A 16346-nucleotide genomic window follows, 5' to 3' on the forward strand; every position below is an offset into this window, starting at 1 on the left:
CTACCCTTTTTGTTGTTACTTACTTATGTTCTTATTAACGTTGTGAAGCGTCTCTATAAGCAGAGTATGTACGTTGCGTACTGATATGTCCGGCAATATGTTTCGCGTCGTGCCATACCCCCCAAATAAAGGCAGAGCCACGACGTGACAGCCATGCTTGACCGACGAAATAAACACCTGGTTCAGTTGAAATACCACGTTGATGTGCTGGTTTACCATTTTCATCAAATGCATTAACATTTAACCAACTGTAATCTAACGCGAAGCCCGTTGCCCACACAATTGAGGTAATACCAGCTTCAGTCAGATCAAGCTCAAGAATAGGGTTGGTCATACACTCAGGGTCTGCCAACACATCGCGAGCTGAAGGCTCTTCAGGAAGATCAAGACCATTACGCTCTACGTAGGCATCAGCCGAATCTAGAAAATCCATGTAGTTTTTATTGCCGCGTTCAACATTCGTATTAAGATCTTTTTGGAATGTCACTTTGCCATTATTAAACTCTTTGGTCATACCAAGTAGTGTGATCCCTTGATGTGCAAGTGCACGAAAATCAACGGTACCGTTACCACCATGAGCCCCCGTTACCGCGATAGTAACATGCTCTGTTCCTGGTTATAGAGACTCACGATCCCACTCACCTAATACACCTAACCACCAACAGAAGTCGCGGTTACGGTATGAACGTGGTGGACGATCATGTGGCCCAGCCGATAAGAATACTTTTCGACCTGAGCGCTGAAGTTCATCAGCAATCTGTACACCTGACGAGCCAGCACCAACGACTAATACTGCACCGTCTTCTAACTGGTCAGGGTTACGATAGTCTGCTGAATGAATTTGGGTGATTTTTTCATTTTTAGCGATAGGTGGAATAACAGGTACTTGGAAAGGTCCTGTTGCAGAAACAACGCGCTTAGCTTCTATAGTGCCTTGAGAAGTTTCAATGATAAAACCTTGACAGTTAGTATTACGCTCTACATTTTTAACCTCTATACCAGTACGGATAGGGGCATCAAACTTTTTGGCGTAATCGACGAGATAATCCGCAATTTTTTCTTTCGGTACAAAAGAGTCTGGATCATGTTCTTCAAACTCCAAACCTGGAAAACGATCGTGCCAAGCTGGCCCATTGGCTACTAATGAATCCCAACGACCTGTGCGCCACTGCTCAGCAATACGGTTACGTTCTAGTACAAGATGTGGTACATCCTGCTTGCTCAAATGTTCACTCATTGCCACACCGGCCTGACCAGCACCTATAACAAGCGTATCTATTTTTTCAATTGTCATTTTTGTTTCCTTATTATTTCTTTATCAGGGGCTGATGGTTAAGCCAAGATGTTTTCCACATTGAGTGGACTGTTGAGCCAGATGCTAATTGGAAGTAAAACTAAATGACTTATTAGGTTACTTTAGGATTTTAACATCATTACATTCACACCCTATCTACCTAGCAATATTACGTTCGGTAATGGTGCCGAAATGTTCTGTCTGGCTTGCAATCTTCCGCCTGACTTATCAAGTTTTTGAAAGGCTTTCTATCGCCCTTTTCAGATTGCCAATGAAGCATATTAAGAAAAACTGCATTGGTAAAATATTATTAATTTAATGATTAAATAAAAAAAACTTATCCAATATCGACATCAATAAAATATTTCAAATCATCAATTTTCAGATTGGTTGTCAAAAACGTCCCAACAAATTAGCTATGATATAAAGGCATTTTCAGCTTGGTTCTGTATAGATAAAACTTATCTTATCAATACATTTTAAAAATTTTATTTATTTTTAAATAGCTATAAAATATCGATATGCCATAAAAATTCAACTTAATTAATAAAGAGCAGTCACAAGGTTAAACGGGAACACAAACATGATTAGAACTGGTGAAGAGTACCGTGAATCGATTAAAGATGGCCGTGAAGTTTATATCGAAGGTGATAAGGTTAAAGATGTTGCCACTCATCCTGCTTTTAAACCGATTGTAGATGTTAGAGCGCAAATTTATGATATGCAGCATAGCGCTTCAACAAAAGATGTGATGACCTATAAAGCAGATAATAATGAAGAGTGTGCAATAGCTTTAAAGTTACCTCGAAGCCAACAAGACTGGTGGGATAAGAAAAACGCTACTGAAATGATGATGAATAAAATTGGTGGTGTTGTTACCCGTGTTGGTGATGAAACTGCTGGCGAAATGTGGTCATTGTATGATGCGCAAATTGCTTTAAATGAAGTAAATCCCGAATTTGCAGATAACATCAAAAATCATATCGATAATATTGTCATTAATGACCCTTTCAACGTGACTGCTAATACCGACCCAAAAGGTGATCGTTCTAAAACCCCACAAGCACAAGATCCTGACATGTTATTACATGTGGTGCGAGAAACGGATCGAGGTATTATTGTACGAGGTGCTAAATTTGAAACGGCTGCGGCTTATGCAAACCAAGCTTTTACCAAGCCTACAATAGCTAACTGGGCAGCCGATACGAAATTTTCAGATTATGCCGTCGGCTTTATTTGCGATTTAAGCTCTGCAGGTATCAAAATTATTTGCCGAGATGGTTTTGCCGGTAAAAATCCTATGGATTATCCAATTGCAACAAAATTTGATGAAGTTGAAGCGTTGGTTGTTTTTAATGATGTTGAAATCCCGTGGGAAAACGTCCTTTTTTATCGTAACACTAAAGCAGCAATGTTTATCCGCTCAACTCTACATCGCTACTCAGCCTTTGCTTATATACAGCGTAACTTGAAAGTCGCTGAATTATTAATTGGTGCATCAATACTTAATGTTCAACAAACGGGTACCGACAATCAACCCGCAGTACAAGAACGTTTAGCCAAATTGGCCTGTTATCGAGAGGGTATTGACGCCCATTTGATATCGTCAATTGCGATGGCTGAAGAAAGCCCTGGAGGTTTAACCATGCCAAATCAATCATTGCTTTATGCTGGTCGAGTTTTTGCTTGTTCTCAACTTTATGAAATGATTAATATTGCCCGTGAATTAGGTGGTGGACAGGTATGTTTAACTCCAAGTTTTGACACCTTTAATCATAAAGAAGTTAAGCCATGGCTAGATAAGTTTTATAGCCTGAATGATCAATGGTCTGCTGAAGATCGACGTAAATTACTCGCCTATTCTCGTGATTTATGTAATTCCGATTACGCAGGTCATCGCTTAACGTTTCAAGAATTCGCTCAATCACCGCGTTTTGCCCATTTAGCATCGGTATATCATCATTTTGATTTTGACGGACCTGTAGACCTTGTCTGTCAAGCCGCTGGCTTAAGCGAATCACTTCAATCAAACAAACTAAAGAAAACAAATATAGCTGGCGGACATGGGGCTTTCTTAGGCACCACTGCTGATAACTTAAATAGGAAAATATAATGATTACACATGAAAGAATTCGTATGTTTAATACTAAAGAAACATACCCAAATCAAAGTTTAGATAATGATCTTTGTCAAGCAGTTAAAGCAGGTAACACTGTCTATGTTCGAGGTCAAATCGGAACAGATTTCAATGGTAATTTAGTAGGTCTTGGTGACCCTGGTGAACAAGCTAAGCAAGCAATGAAAAATGTTAAACAATTACTTGAAGAAGCTGGTTCCGAGTTAAGTCATGTCGTTAAAACCACTACCTATATTACCGATCCACGTTATCGTGAGCCGGTTTACCAAGAAGTCGGAAAATGGTTTAAAGGTGTTTATCCTATTTCAACAGGTTTGGTTATTTCAGGTTTAGCTCAACCTGAGTGGTTGATGGAAATTGACGTTATTGCAGTTATTCCTGAATAACCCAGATGACTAAATATTCACTTAAATTGAAGGAAATAATGTCATGACATTTTCACTTATAGCCGTTTGTCCAACCACTAAACGTGTCGGTACAGTGGTAACCTCTTCAAGTATTTGCGTTGCTAGCAGATGTTCATTTGTAGCTGCAGGTGTGGGCGCAGCGCAAAGCCAGAACATAACCGATCCTGATCTAGGCCCACAGATGTTAACAATGGCCAAATCAGGCTTGAGTCCTAAAGAATTGATGGCAAAAATTGTTGCAGACACTCCTAACATCCAGTGGCGTCAATTGGGTTTAGTTAACCTTGATGGTAAAACAGCAGTATTCTCTGGTGATGAGTCACTGGGCATACACGCTACTGCTGAGGGAACAAACTGTGCCGCTATGGGTAATATGCTGGAAAGCACAGCAATACCACAAGCGATGATATCTGCTTTTGAACAGACTCAAGCTGAATTTCCTGAGCGGTTACTTGCCGCACTTGAAGCGGGCTTAGCCGCTGGCGGTGAAGCCGGGCCTATACATTCAGCAGGCATAAAAGTAGCGGCTAATGCAAACTGGCCAGTAATTGACTTACGAGTTGATTGGGAAGATGAACCTGACCAAGCTATTAGCAAACTACGCGATACATGGAATGTGTATCATCCACAGATGCAAGCTTATATTACCCGTGCTGTGGATCCTGCTGAATCAGAATCTTACGGCGTTCCTGGAGATCTCTAATGAACACTACACAACTTCAAACGCCAAAAAGTTTGGCGTTAATAGAAAAATTAATTAGTTTTGATACTACCAGCTACAAGTCAAACTTAGACCTGATTGAGTATATACAGGATTATTTAAGTGAATACGGTATCAGCTCACAGTTAGCTTTTAATAAAGAAAAAACCAAAGCTAACCTATACGCAACTATCGGCCCACAAGATAAATCAGGGGTGATGCTTTCAGGCCATACTGACGTTGTACCTGTTACTGGCCAAGCTTGGGATACCGATCCATTTTGCGTAACGCAGAAAGACGGTATGTTATTTGGTCGCGGTACATGCGATATGAAAGGCTTTATTGCGATTGTTTTAAGTTATCTTCCTGAAATGATTGCGGCAAAACTTGAAACCCCGGTACATTTAGCATTTTCTTATGATGAGGAAATTGGTTGTGTTGGTGCTAGACGCTTAGTAGAAATGATGTCAGGCATGCCAATAAAACCAGCGATGTGCATTGTTGGTGAACCTACAAGCTTGCAAGTCGTTAATGCACATAAAGGTAAATTGGCACAACGTATAACAGTTAATGGTTTAGAAGCACACTCTAGTTTGCCGCATTTAGGTGTTAACGCCATTGATTTTGCCGCAGATCTAATAATTTTCATTCGAGAGTTAGGATGTGGGTTAGCAGAAAATGGACCTTTTGAAGAAGGCTTTGATGTAACCTACACTACGTTACATACCGGAAAAGTCGAAGGTGGCGTAGCGTTAAATATTGTTCCTAAGCATTGCCAGTTTGATTTTGAAATACGTAATATTCCTGGACAAGACCCACAACCCTTACTCGATAAAGTAATGGCTTATGCTAAAAACGTACTTGAACCAAAAATGAAAGCAGTTGATGTTAACTGTAGCATTGAAATGTCACCGCTTTCTGGTTATCCAGGCATGTTTACAGAAGAAGAGAAAGAAGTCGTTGAGTTTGTGCAAACGCTAACGGAAGTTAAAGGTCTGAAAAAAATCACCTTTGGTACTGAAGGCGGATTATTTACCAATGCTCTACATATACCAACAGTGGTTTGTGGCCCTGGCAGCATTGAGCAAGCACATAAACCTAATGAATTTATTGAGGTTGCACAGGTACTCGCTATGGAGAGTTTTATGGATAAACTGATCACAGCACTATCGCCATCATAATAATAAGTGTATTAGAAATATAATGAAAGTTAATTTGCGCTCAATCTGGAGCTTACTCTTTGGTGTCGGTTTAATTGGCATTGCAGTAGGCTCTCAAAACTCATTATTAGGGATAAGAGCATCGATTGAAGGTTTTACTAACCAGCAAATTGGCTTTATTATGTCGGCATATTTTTTTGGTTTTATGGTGGGCTCAGCTAACACCATTAAAGCAATCAACCGTGTTGGGCATGTTCGAGTTTTCGCTGCATTAACAGCGTTACTCTCTATTACTATTTTATTGCACTCGTTAAATATTCACGTTATCTCGTGGATAACACTGAGGTTTTTAACCGGTCTTGCGGTCTCAGGTATTTGGGTAGTCTCTGAAAGTTGGTTAAATCAATCGACTAATAACCAAAACCGAGGAAGTTTAATCTCCATTTATATGATGATTATTAACTTAGGCATGGCTGGCGGCCAACTCATGTTGTCGGTGAGTGAACCACAGTCATTTGTATTATACTCGTTGATTTCCGTTATTGTCAGTATTGCTGCAATTCCTATATTAATGAGTAGTATCACTGCACCTAAAATAACAGAATATCAATCAATCAGTTTAATGCAGCTTTTTAAACTGACACCCGCTGGGACTGTTGGCATATTCATTACCGGTATGGTTAACGCCATTACGTTAGGTATGGGGGCAGTATTTGCTAGTAAACTAGGGTTGTCTGTTGTTGAAATTTCCTATTATATTGCTGCTATTTTGATGGGTGGTGTGTTACTACAATGGCCACTGGGTAAATTATCAGATATAACAGATAGGCGAGTTGTGACTGCTATTGTGGCCTTATCTGCAGCAATAGTGGCTATAATTAGTATGCAGATGACTGTAAAAGATTACTCCCTTTTAGTCATGCTAGCTTTCGTATTCGGGGGGCTAAGTCTGACACTTTATTCATTATTTAATGCTTTAGCAAACGACTTTCTCAATGAATCCCAAGTAATGTCTGCTAGTGGTGGTTTGTTAATTATTAAAGGGTTAGGTGCAACACTTGGTCCCATCTTTGTTTCCTTTATTATGGATATCTTTGGTTTAGCCGGTTTTTATTTAACGCTTGCAACTTTATGCTTGTTGATAAGCCTATTTTGCTTTTATCGAGTCATTTTCTATAAAATTAAACCTGGGCATAGTACTAATTTCAATATTCAATCAGTAACTCCAATCAACAGATTTGATAAATAGTAACCAAATAAACATGAAGAGTGACGTATTAAAATAAAGCGTGATAACCGAGCAAGTTATCACGCTTTAGTAAAGTTACACCTAAGAAGTGCTAATAGTGAAAAATTAAAATATATTGAATTCAGAGAATGTTTCCCTGTTAATTTTAGGCCATTCATCTTTCAAAAGACTAAACATAACATAGTCATACAAATTACCATCCTCGTGACGAAAACACTTTCGCATAGTACCTTCCTCGGTTGCCCCAAGTTTTAAAACGGCTTTTCTTGAGCGGGTATTGGATGATTCAACACAAAAGCTAATGCGCTCAAATTCTAATTCACTAAAAAGATAATTTAAAAGCGCATGTTTACATGCTTTATTTAGGCCAGTCCCTCTAAATTCTGAGCAGAACCATGTCCAACCAACTTCAAGAGACATTACATCATAATCGAATAGAGCAAGGCGTGTACTGCCTGCAATTTTTCCTGAAGCTTTATCAATAACAATAAATGGATAAGAAATATCCTTTTCACGTTCTGATACAGTTTCATTTACATAATTTTCAAAGTCTTTTCTATTCTTAATATTATTAGGCATGTGCAGCCACGTTTCTTCGTCATATACAATATCGACAAGCCCTGCACTACTTTCATGAGTAAAAGGTACAAGCCTTACGCGCCTATTCTCAACTATAATATTTTGTCTAAATAAATCGATCATTGTATTCTCTTTTAATTGTTGATTGTAAACTACGCATGCTCGTTATTTATATTTAAAAACAATTACCTCCCATTGATTTTATTGTTTTTTATTTCATATCTACAAGGTAAAAAATAATAACTAAGTTAATCTTCTCAGGCTAAAACTACCAATAACATTTTATTGCCTTATGTATGTGTTTTATTCATACAAAAGCCAAATCCTTTTAAACAATTTTTTTTGGCTGGGCAAAATATAAAGATAAGCAAACACCGCTATTCTGCGCTAATTTAAAAATACCCTGTATTATTGCTGAAATCAAACGACAATAACGTGGTGAATTGATTCACCATTACAAAAATACAATGAAATGGAATATAGACTAATTTAGTACCCATCCGTAACTTGAGAATAGGTTTCATCGACATTTTTCCTTTAAGAATATCAAACATAGTGTTGTAGAATAATAGTCGTGAGCCTGCGTATTACCTATGCATAACTATTTTCTATCTAAAAAACCCTTTAAAACTATTTTATCTATTACTCTTCCGAGGGTAGGTTGGTATGACTGCTAAGCAGGTTGTGCGTCTAGATTTCTTATTACACCGATAGGTAATTAAGGACGCTTTATATTCATAATAAAAGAGTAATATAACATGATAAAAATAGCTCTGTTCACTTCCTTGATTAGTGCTTTTAGCATTAACACAATTGCTGCCGAAGTTTCTGGTTCGGTCTCATTCACTAACGATTATCGGTTTCGTGGCATCTCTCAAACGGCAGGTGATGCTGCTGTTCAAGGGAGCCTCGACGTCTCATTTGAAAATGGTATATATGCCGGCGTTTGGGGGAGTAATGTCGACTTTGGGGATGAAGCCAATCTAGAAGTTGATTATTACGCCGGTTATGCCGGAAGTATTACTGAAGAATTGAGTTATGACGCAACGCTCTTCTATTTTCAATACCCTGGCTATAACACAGGTAATATTGACTTTCTTGAAATCGATTTCGGTCTTCATTATAAAAACATCTCGTTTCTGTATGCTGTTTCAAATGATTATGTAAACTCTTCAGAATCTGCTCACTACGCCTCCTTAGACTATAGTTTACCTATCACTGAAACTATTAATTTTGATCTTCATGCTGGTTACGCTTTTGGCGATTATTGGGACGGGATACGAGATTTCAATGATTATCAGGATTATTCAATTGGGCTTTCTTCAAGTTTTGCAGGCATAGATGTGTCTATTGCCTACTTAATGAACTCGATGGATACTAAGGCCGATGAAGTTTCTACTGGTGCATTCCGCAACGACGATATGGTTCTTCTGAGTGCTTCTCGATCGTTCTAAATGACATTGTTGATCAACTTTGAGCGATAGAGGCAACTATCCCAGCTTTTACTGGGTTAGTTGACTTCTAATTGAAAAGACATACTGAGCAAGGGACTGCTTTGACATTGAATAACTATAATACAATAAGGAAAACAAAATGAATACAACAACGCAAATACAAGCAACAGCCGAAGGCACTTCTGCCCTCGACAACGGCTCTGGCGGAACAGGCCATCTTAAACGCGTTCTAGGCCTCCGTTCATTGCTATCCGTAGCTATCGGTTTAGTAGTCACTCAAGGGGTAATGGTTTTAGCATTGCAAGGTCTAGGTATTGCAGGTATTGGCTTTTTTATCGCCATGGCAATAGCCTTTATACTGGCCCTGTTCGCAGCCTTCAGTTTTGCTGAACTTTCCTTAATGATGCCACGTGCAGGCACCCTTAGTACATACACCCAAGTAGCCATTGGGCAATTCCCGGCAATTGTTGCTACATTTTCAGGATATGTCGTGGTCGCCATGTTTGCAGTAGCGGCAGAACTTCAGTTGATAGGACTGATCCTGTCAGAAATATTCCCTAATTTCTTGTCGCCAATGGCGTTAGGCTTGCTCATTCTTGGAATATTCGCCGTACTCAATATAGTCGGTGTAGACATCTTCGCCAAGCTACAGACAGTGCTTGCTTTTACCATGGTTGTATCAATCTCCGTACTTGGGGCTGCTGCCATCTTAGGCACTAACGAACCGCAACTGACCAACCTCGACTTATTCTCTGATTGGAATCCTATAGGTACTGAGGTCTTCTCTCTGATCGCCTTGGCTATCTGGCTATTTGTCGGTGCCGAGTTCGTTTGCCCACTCGTTGAAGAAACCAAAAATCCTGAAAAAAACATCCCTAAATCCATGTTCTATGGGCTATTTACTATTCTTGGTGTCTATTTACTGTTTTGTATCGGTGCTTTCTTCTACCTGCCACTTGATCAGATGGCCAGCTCGTCACTCCCTCATCTGGATTATGCCGTTGCCGTTTTTGGTGATTCTGGACTGGAAATTTTAGCCATCGTTGCTATCACCGCTACCTGCAGTACAGTAAATACCACCCTAGCTTCAGTACCACGGATGTTATACGGGATGGCTCAAAATAAACAGGCGTTTCCAATTTTTAAGCGTTTGGATAAGCGCTTTAATACCCCAGCCTTCGCTATCTTATTCATGGCTGTCATCATCGGTGCCCCTATGGTCGTCTTGGGCGACAAACCTGATACCGTTTTGATTCTACTACTCGCTGCATCTGCTTGCTGGTTGCTGGCTTATATCATTAGCCACATCGATGTTATCGTGCTGAGAAATCGGATACCCGACGCAAATCGTCCCTTCAAAACCCCCTTTTATCCTCTACCACAGATCCTCGGTATTATTGGTATGGGTTACGCAGCCTATAACGTTTCACCGTCTCCGGAAATGACCCAACAGATTTTCGTTACAGCAGGAGCGGTACTTGGTTTGGTTTCAATCATTGCGGCGCTCTGGGTTAAGTTCTATATGAAAAAGAACCTATTTGAGCCTGAAAGCATAGAAGATGCTCTTAAGGATTAATATCTGTCCACATAGGAACACAGGTAATAATCAGTAAGGATTCGACTATTACCTACTTTTCCAATTAGGATATCATCCGACTCAGTATCATTAGAGTCGGTTGATTTTTCAAGTTAACAGTTCTAACACTCCTATTGGCAGCCATACCATATTGCATACCAATGCGAGTGTACTTTCATAGTTTCTTTTTAATTATACCTGTCGCTATACTTCGGTACAGCTTAAGTCGAACAAAAACATTCTCAACTAATATGTCGGTAATTATATAAACACCAATCAATACCATCATTACTTACCTTGGGATTCTTCTTTTTGGGCTAATTTTAATAACGATTTTTATCGTGTACTTACTTCCTAAAGGCTTCAATTTCATAGCCTCTAACCGTAACAATATAACTTGAACTTAGCCACTTATCTACAACCTCTGGTGCTATTTTACTGTCGTGTATTTCATCACCTGTTATGTCAAATTCAATTGATAAACCATAACTATCTACCGCCATATGAACTTTAGTTGTGTTACTTGCAACACTCTATCTATGTCTTCATTATCCTCAGTTCTAGCGTCAGTATTGTGCTGATGTGCTTTCACAATACTACCATCAATAAACTCCCACTCTAGATTAGACTCATATATTAATGACTGAATAGTCTCATTAAAGCAGCTTTATTTGACCATAAATTAAAGCGTCTATAGATGGCTCTCCGATCACCAAATATTTCTGGAACATCACACCAAAGACATCGCATTCGATATAAAATATATTCCATTGTATTTACTAGTAAAATTTCAAAATAAATCGACATACCTGTTGATTGGCACTAGACCCCCCATAGCAGAGTTGACTGAATGGAGGAGTAATTATCATCCGAAAATGCAGGCTTACCAACTAATGCGATACCTTAGGCGTACCAGGCGACAAACCGCAAGTAATTCTGCGTTTCTAAATAAATTAACACTGACCTACCTCCCCCTATCTGAGCCAAATTATATGTGTCTGGATTCTCTTCTATTACTTTTTATTAAGCCATTATGATTTGAATCAAAGAGTATAGCCGTAGGTAATTTTTCTTTCGGCGTATACCTATTACGTCCAACCTGGGAGTAGTTCAATAGTACTTACTTGAGAGCGTATTATTTTCTGCATACATTTTTCTTATACCAAAACATATAAATTAATATTTTACTAATACCAGATGGAATCATAATGTATTTATGTATTAAAAGTGAACAGCTTAAGGTTTAAAACAAAGCTAGCATCACTTTTTCAAGTAAACCACAGGAAATATAATCTATGAATCACGCTATAAGTATAAAAAATGTCAGTAAATTTTACGGCGATTACCGCGCGATAAAAGATATCTCTTTTGACATACAAGACAATGAATTTTTCACCTTACTCGGCCCTAGTGGTTGCGGTAAAACAACCTTATTAAGAATGATTGCTGGTTTTGAGATACCAAGTGGCGGTGTAATTAAACTGCACGGCACAGATATTCAATCGCTGCCGGCCCACCAACGTCGTGTTAATACGGTGTTCCAAAATTACGCACTATTTCCACATATGACTTTAGCGCAAAATATTGGCTTCGGTTTGCAGATGCTTAACTGGAGTAAAGAAAAGATCGCAGCTCGGGTAGATGAAATGCTTGAGTTAGTTCACATGCGACCATTTGCATCGCGTATGCCTTCAGCACTTTCCGGTGGACAACAACAGCGAATAGCATTGGCTCGTGCCCTTGCACCTAAGCCAGAAGTACTACTTTTAGATGAACCCTTATCAGCTCTGGATTTAAAGTTACGCCAATCAATGCGCGATGAATTGCAACAACTACAACGTGATACAGGAATTACTTTTATTTTCGTCACCCACGATCAGGAAGAAGCGTTGGCGATGTCGGACAGAATCTGTGTGCTAGCTGAAGGCACTGTTCAGCAAATAAGCAGCCCTAATGAAATTTACGAAAATCCGAATAATAAGTTTGTTGCAGATTTTATTGGCGAAACCAATTTTATGCCTGTCACTATTAACAGTCATGACAATGCAACGGTATCAGTTACAAACCCTCTGGGCATTGAGTTAAATGTACCTAATAAGGGCTTTAGTCAAGGACAAGAAGCTACGATGTCCTTGCGTCCTGAAAAGATTTCAATCAACACCCCAGGATTAGAGGTAAATTTACAAGGCAAGATAGTACACAGAACCTATATGGGTGGTTATACCCACTATAAAGTACGCACTGAGAATGCCACAGAATTACGAATTTCTAAACGTAATACTATTAGTAACGATACTGAATATAACCTTGGTCAACAAGTAGACATTGGCTTTAGTAAAGCATCTGTAAGGGTGTTAAGCCAATGAAAAAGCTAAGTTGGAACTTTTGGGGCCTACTCCCTGCCTACCTAGTTATGTCACTATTGATGGTGTTACCGCTATTAATCATTTTTTATGTTTCATTCATGACTTCTGACGCCTATGGCGGATACAAAGCAATATTCTCATTGCAATCATACAGTCAAATTTTTTATACAGCTGATTGGGATGATAATTTAGTACTGAATTTTCAGTATCTTAAAATTATCGCTAGAACGTTATTTCTCTCTGGTGCAACAGCCGTGATCTGCCTGTTAGTTAGTTTTCCTGTTGCCTACTATATTTCACGCCAGAGCAACAACATGAAAACTTTTTTGCTCTATTTGGTCACCTTGCCATTTTGGGTCAGCATGGTAGTGCGTGTATACGCTTGTGTACTCATTTTGAGTAATGATGGCGTACTGGAAAGCGGCCTGCGTTTCTTTGGTCTAATTGGTGATATCGACAGTTTACTCTACAACAACGCTGCCATGATGGTGGGGATGGTATACACCTATATCCCGCTGATGATTTTGCCAATCTATGCCAGCATCGAAAAGTTAGATACCCGTTTGATTGAGGCCGCGAGTGACCTTTATAGCTGCCGGATGAACACCCTAAGAAGCATTATTCTGCCACTGTGCAAACCTGGCATTGTCGCTGGATTTATCTTAGTGCTAGTGCCTTGTCTAGGCACAGTACTTGAACCAATGCTACTCGGTGGTGGTAAGACAATGATGTTAGGTAATCTGATTCAAAACCAATTTGGCGTAGCGAGAAACTGGTCTTTCGGTGCCAGCTTAACGGTATTACTACTGTGTATTGTCTTATTGTTTTTAATGTTTCAAGCGCACCGAACAAGTAAATTGAGAGAGTTATCATGAATATTTTAGCTATGTTTAAGCCCAACCGAGACGCTAAACACTATCCAGGTTTTGGTGCTGTGGGTGTACTCTTTTTTACTTTTCTTTATTTGCCAATACTGGTGATCATTGCCTATTCATTCAACAGCAATCGTATTGTATCAGTATGGCAAGGGTTCTCGTGGCAGTGGTACGCCAGTGCGCTGCAAAATGAAGGGTTGCTCAATTCGTTGCGAGTCTCATTGACCGTGGCGTTATTCGCCACTTTGGTTGCAACTGTGATAGCAGTCTCCGCTGCACTCGTACTAGAGCGAGGCCAGAACGTAAAACATGCTAAATTATCGCAAGGGGTCGTCAATCTACCTTTGATGCTGCCTGAGATAGTTTTTGCGGTAGCCATTTTAATTTTGTTTTCTCAACTGGGTATTCAAAGCGGTATGTTAAAACTGATCTTAGCGCATAGCGCCTTTTGTATTCCCTTTGCTTTTTTACCTATACGGGCCAGATTGCAGGGAATGGATAACAATTTAGAGCAAGCAGCCCAAGATTTATATGCAACCCCTTTGGTAACTTTTCGCCGTATTACTCTCCCCTTGATTGCCCCCGGTATCTTTGCTGGTTCAATGCTCAGCTTTGTTATTTCGATGGATGATTTCATCACCAGTAATATTGTTTCTGGCGGTGGAGCGACAACATTACCTGTCTATATTTTTTCATTGGTAAAGCAGGGAGTATCGCCGGAACTCAATGCTATATCGACACTCATCATGGTGGCATCTTTACTGATAGCCACTCCTTGTTGGTTAATTGCAAAACGGAGCAGATAAGTAAAGTAGTTACGTATAATTAGAAAACCTAAATAATTAGTTAAAACAAAAGGATTAAATCTATGAAATATATTACAAAAATTAGTTTATTAGCTTTGAGTATTTCTCTTTCGACAGGAGCAAAAGCTGAGAATAATCAGCTTAATGTTTACACCTGGGCAGAATCAATAGATCCAGTATTGATCGAGAACTTTCAAAAAGAAACTGGCATCGAAATTACTTTAGACAGCTATACTTCAAATGAATATTTACTGGCAAAATTAAAATCTGGCAGCAGTGATTATGATGTTGTTTTCCCTAGCCAACATTTCGTTAAAATAATGATTCAAGAAGGTTTATTGAAAAACATTGATGCCAAAAATATGGCTGCATTCAAACAGGTTGATGATAAGTGGAAAAATAAGTGGTGGGATAAAAGTTCAGAGTATTCTATTCCCTTTGTTTACGGTACCGCGGGCTATACCGTTAATCGAGATAAATATGAAGGCCCTGCAAATTCCTGGAAAGAATTTTTTGAACCTACCGGTGCCGCAGCAGGAAATATCGCTGTATTTAGCACTCCAGATGAAATAATACCTGCCGCTCAACTGTACTTAGGCATAGATTTTTGTACTGAAAAGAGAACTGATATGAAAAAAGTGTATCAGCTGTTAAAAAAACAGAAAGAGTATGTGGCTGTTTACAGCTCAGATAACATCAGCTCACGCATCTCCAGCGGAGAGGTTGTAATGCACAATTGGTGGGATGGCGATTCAATGCGTGCACGTAAAAATAACAATGCACCGATTGAATACGCACAACCTAAAGAAGGCTTAGTGGGTTGGTTGGACTCTATGGTAGTACCAAAGAACTCACGTAATTCAGATAATGCTAAAACGTTCATTAACTGGATGAGTGAAAAAGACAATGCCACAATTGAGTACAATTATTATGCACACTCCTCAGCCGTAGCCATTGATGAGAGTAAAGCAATACATAAAAAGGAAAATTCACCTGAAATATTCCCGACAGCTTTCATTAAATTTACCCGCGCTTGTTCACCTTCAGCACAAAAATTAGTGGATAAAGTATGGACCCAATTATTACAATAAATTAAAAAATAGGCCATTGTAAATAGCCAAGGTGATTCATTCAATTATATATTTTCTTGGCTATTAGGAATTGAACAAACAATTTATTTATTTATTTTAACAAGTGAAACTATTATGACTATAACAAACGATAAAGAACAAACAGTAGTATTAGAATTGAACAAAAAAAACATTAAAATGCAACCATCACAAGAGTTTCAATTTGATATTAATCAAGAAAATAACGTGGATAACTTTGATTATGATACCAGTAACTACGTACTTGGATACAATTAATTTACCTATAATAATAAAAACTTAAACGAGATTAATATAATGAACCGCGTCTCTTTTTTTGTTTACATATGCCTATAGTAGCTCATGAACTACTCAAAAAAATAGTAACGAGCTCTAGAAACAATAGTAATTTTAACTAAAAATGCGCTACAGCCATGAAAATAATGTGATGACACCTTATAACTCTGCGCACAAAGTGAACATGATTTCTGTGGCGTTTTGTGCCCCTTTCCGCCTTAGAAAGCTAAGGCGCTAATAAGATGGTCCGCCTCCCCTAAGCTACACTTAGGGAGATTATTAAATGAGGAGAATCATCATGTCTACTATTAACATTCTTGGAATTGATATTGGGAAATCAACCTTTCACCTTGTTGGC

General features: G+C 38.9%; 16 protein-coding genes. 12 read left to right on the forward strand and 4 right to left on the reverse strand.

The genetic code is table 11. The features are described 5' to 3' along the window. Nucleotides 1-34 precede the first annotated feature (34 nt). Both ESZ36_RS22685 and ESZ36_RS22690 read right to left on the reverse strand, forming a co-directional pair. Nucleotides 35-514, reverse strand: a complete 480-nt coding sequence (locus ESZ36_RS22685) for a hypothetical protein (protein ID WP_211357845.1) — start codon at nt 512-514, stop codon at nt 35-37. Nucleotides 515-616: 102 nt separating this feature from the next. Further along, a complete protein-coding gene (locus ESZ36_RS22690; protein ID WP_211357846.1) occupies nt 617-1294 on the reverse strand; it encodes a flavin-containing monooxygenase in 678 nt (225 codons plus the stop codon). Nucleotides 1295-1877: 583 nt separating this feature from the next. Between ESZ36_RS22690 and ESZ36_RS22060 the strand changes: the two genes are divergently transcribed. Genes ESZ36_RS22060 through ESZ36_RS22080 form a run of 5 tightly spaced genes read left to right on the forward strand, consistent with a single transcriptional unit; the run spans nt 1878 to nt 6947 of the window. Next, complete coding sequence (locus ESZ36_RS22060; protein ID WP_146791908.1) at nt 1878-3407, forward strand: 4-hydroxyphenylacetate 3-hydroxylase family protein; 1530 nt, start codon at nt 1878-1880, stop codon at nt 3405-3407. Continuing rightward, nucleotides 3407-3817: a RidA family protein gene (locus ESZ36_RS22065; RefSeq protein WP_146791910.1), complete on the forward strand. Its 411-nt coding sequence runs from the start codon at nt 3407-3409 to the stop codon at nt 3815-3817. The genes ESZ36_RS22060 and ESZ36_RS22065 overlap by 1 nt, the downstream gene beginning before the upstream one ends. Nucleotides 3818-3860: 43 nt before the next feature. Beyond that, complete coding sequence (locus ESZ36_RS22070) at nt 3861-4541, forward strand: DUF1028 domain-containing protein (protein WP_146791912.1); 681 nt, start codon at nt 3861-3863, stop codon at nt 4539-4541. Continuing rightward, nucleotides 4541-5719 (forward strand): acetylornithine deacetylase, encoded by a 1179-nt coding sequence (gene argE, locus ESZ36_RS22075; RefSeq protein ID WP_146791914.1) that lies wholly within the window; start codon nt 4541-4543, stop codon nt 5717-5719. The genes ESZ36_RS22070 and argE overlap by 1 nt, the downstream gene beginning before the upstream one ends. A gap of 22 nt (nt 5720-5741) precedes the next feature. Beyond that, nucleotides 5742-6947 (forward strand): MFS transporter, encoded by a 1206-nt coding sequence (locus tag ESZ36_RS22080; protein WP_146791916.1) that lies wholly within the window; start codon nt 5742-5744, stop codon nt 6945-6947. Nucleotides 6948-7052: 105 nt separating this feature from the next. Here the strand turns inward: ESZ36_RS22080 and ESZ36_RS22085 are convergent, their stop codons facing one another. Further along, nucleotides 7053-7649: a GNAT family N-acetyltransferase gene (locus ESZ36_RS22085; protein WP_146791918.1), complete on the reverse strand. Its 597-nt coding sequence runs from the start codon at nt 7647-7649 to the stop codon at nt 7053-7055. A 635-nt stretch (nt 7650-8284) separates the two neighbouring features. Between ESZ36_RS22085 and ESZ36_RS22090 the strand changes: the two genes are divergently transcribed. Both ESZ36_RS22090 and ESZ36_RS22095 read left to right on the forward strand, forming a co-directional pair. After that, the gene (locus ESZ36_RS22090; protein WP_146791920.1) at nt 8285-8980 is read left to right on the forward strand and encodes a TorF family putative porin; all 696 of its coding nucleotides are present in this window, start codon (nt 8285-8287) and stop codon (nt 8978-8980) included. A gap of 139 nt (nt 8981-9119) precedes the next feature. Continuing rightward, a complete protein-coding gene (locus ESZ36_RS22095; RefSeq protein WP_146791922.1) occupies nt 9120-10556 on the forward strand; it encodes an APC family permease in 1437 nt (478 codons plus the stop codon). Nucleotides 10557-10903: 347 nt separating this feature from the next. Here ESZ36_RS22095 and ESZ36_RS22625 read toward each other — a convergent pair whose 3' ends face one another. Next, nucleotides 10904-11059 carry a hypothetical protein gene (locus tag ESZ36_RS22625; RefSeq protein WP_170235922.1) on the reverse strand — a complete coding sequence of 52 codons (156 nt, stop codon included), beginning with the start codon at nt 11057-11059 and terminating at the stop codon, nt 10904-10906. Nucleotides 11060-11851: 792 nt separating this feature from the next. Here ESZ36_RS22625 and ESZ36_RS22105 point away from each other — a divergent pair. The 5 genes from ESZ36_RS22105 to ESZ36_RS22630 all read left to right on the forward strand — a co-directional run bounded on the left by ESZ36_RS22105 (nt 11852) and on the right by ESZ36_RS22630 (nt 15970). Beyond that, on the forward strand, nt 11852-12922 hold the full coding sequence (locus ESZ36_RS22105) for an ABC transporter ATP-binding protein (protein WP_146791923.1): 1071 nt from the start codon (nt 11852-11854) through the stop codon (nt 12920-12922). Then, complete coding sequence (locus tag ESZ36_RS22110) at nt 12919-13797, forward strand: ABC transporter permease (protein ID WP_146791925.1); 879 nt, start codon at nt 12919-12921, stop codon at nt 13795-13797. Before ESZ36_RS22105 ends, ESZ36_RS22110 begins: the two co-directional genes overlap by 4 nt. Then, the gene (locus ESZ36_RS22115) at nt 13794-14603 is read left to right on the forward strand and encodes an ABC transporter permease (RefSeq protein WP_146791927.1); all 810 of its coding nucleotides are present in this window, start codon (nt 13794-13796) and stop codon (nt 14601-14603) included. Before ESZ36_RS22110 ends, ESZ36_RS22115 begins: the two co-directional genes overlap by 4 nt. 62 nt (nt 14604-14665) lie before the next feature. Next, nucleotides 14666-15694 (forward strand): extracellular solute-binding protein, encoded by a 1029-nt coding sequence (locus ESZ36_RS22120; RefSeq protein ID WP_146791929.1) that lies wholly within the window; start codon nt 14666-14668, stop codon nt 15692-15694. A gap of 114 nt (nt 15695-15808) precedes the next feature. Beyond that, on the forward strand, nt 15809-15970 hold the full coding sequence (locus ESZ36_RS22630; RefSeq protein WP_170235923.1) for a hypothetical protein: 162 nt from the start codon (nt 15809-15811) through the stop codon (nt 15968-15970). Nucleotides 15971-16346: the final 376 nt, after the last annotated feature.

Source organism: Colwellia demingiae (genome assembly GCF_007954275.1).
Taxonomy (GTDB): domain Bacteria; phylum Pseudomonadota; class Gammaproteobacteria; order Enterobacterales; family Alteromonadaceae; genus Colwellia; species Colwellia demingiae.

Bases quoted from the DNA above. Each gene is read 5' to 3' on its own strand.
- ESZ36_RS22685 (WP_211357845.1), bottom strand. From the start codon at position 514: ATGACCAAAGAGTTTAATAATGGCAAAGTGACATTCCAAAAAGATCTT.
- ESZ36_RS22690 (WP_211357846.1), bottom strand. From the start codon at position 1,294: ATGACAATTGAAAAAATAGATACGCTTGTTATAGGTGCTGGTCAGGCC.
- ESZ36_RS22060 (WP_146791908.1), top strand. From the start codon at position 1,878: ATGATTAGAACTGGTGAAGAGTACCGTGAATCGATTAAAGATGGCCGT.
- ESZ36_RS22065 (WP_146791910.1), top strand. From the start codon at position 3,407: ATGATTACACATGAAAGAATTCGTATGTTTAATACTAAAGAAACATAC.
- ESZ36_RS22070 (WP_146791912.1), top strand. From the start codon at position 3,861: ATGACATTTTCACTTATAGCCGTTTGTCCAACCACTAAACGTGTCGGT.
- argE (WP_146791914.1), top strand. From the start codon at position 4,541: ATGAACACTACACAACTTCAAACGCCAAAAAGTTTGGCGTTAATAGAA.
- ESZ36_RS22080 (WP_146791916.1), top strand. From the start codon at position 5,742: ATGAAAGTTAATTTGCGCTCAATCTGGAGCTTACTCTTTGGTGTCGGT.
- ESZ36_RS22085 (WP_146791918.1), bottom strand. From the start codon at position 7,649: ATGATCGATTTATTTAGACAAAATATTATAGTTGAGAATAGGCGCGTA.
- ESZ36_RS22090 (WP_146791920.1), top strand. From the start codon at position 8,285: ATGATAAAAATAGCTCTGTTCACTTCCTTGATTAGTGCTTTTAGCATT.
- ESZ36_RS22095 (WP_146791922.1), top strand. From the start codon at position 9,120: ATGAATACAACAACGCAAATACAAGCAACAGCCGAAGGCACTTCTGCC.
- ESZ36_RS22625 (WP_170235922.1), bottom strand. From the start codon at position 11,059: ATGGCGGTAGATAGTTATGGTTTATCAATTGAATTTGACATAACAGGT.
- ESZ36_RS22105 (WP_146791923.1), top strand. From the start codon at position 11,852: ATGAATCACGCTATAAGTATAAAAAATGTCAGTAAATTTTACGGCGAT.
- ESZ36_RS22110 (WP_146791925.1), top strand. From the start codon at position 12,919: ATGAAAAAGCTAAGTTGGAACTTTTGGGGCCTACTCCCTGCCTACCTA.
- ESZ36_RS22115 (WP_146791927.1), top strand. From the start codon at position 13,794: ATGAATATTTTAGCTATGTTTAAGCCCAACCGAGACGCTAAACACTAT.
- ESZ36_RS22120 (WP_146791929.1), top strand. From the start codon at position 14,666: ATGAAATATATTACAAAAATTAGTTTATTAGCTTTGAGTATTTCTCTT.
- ESZ36_RS22630 (WP_170235923.1), top strand. From the start codon at position 15,809: ATGACTATAACAAACGATAAAGAACAAACAGTAGTATTAGAATTGAAC.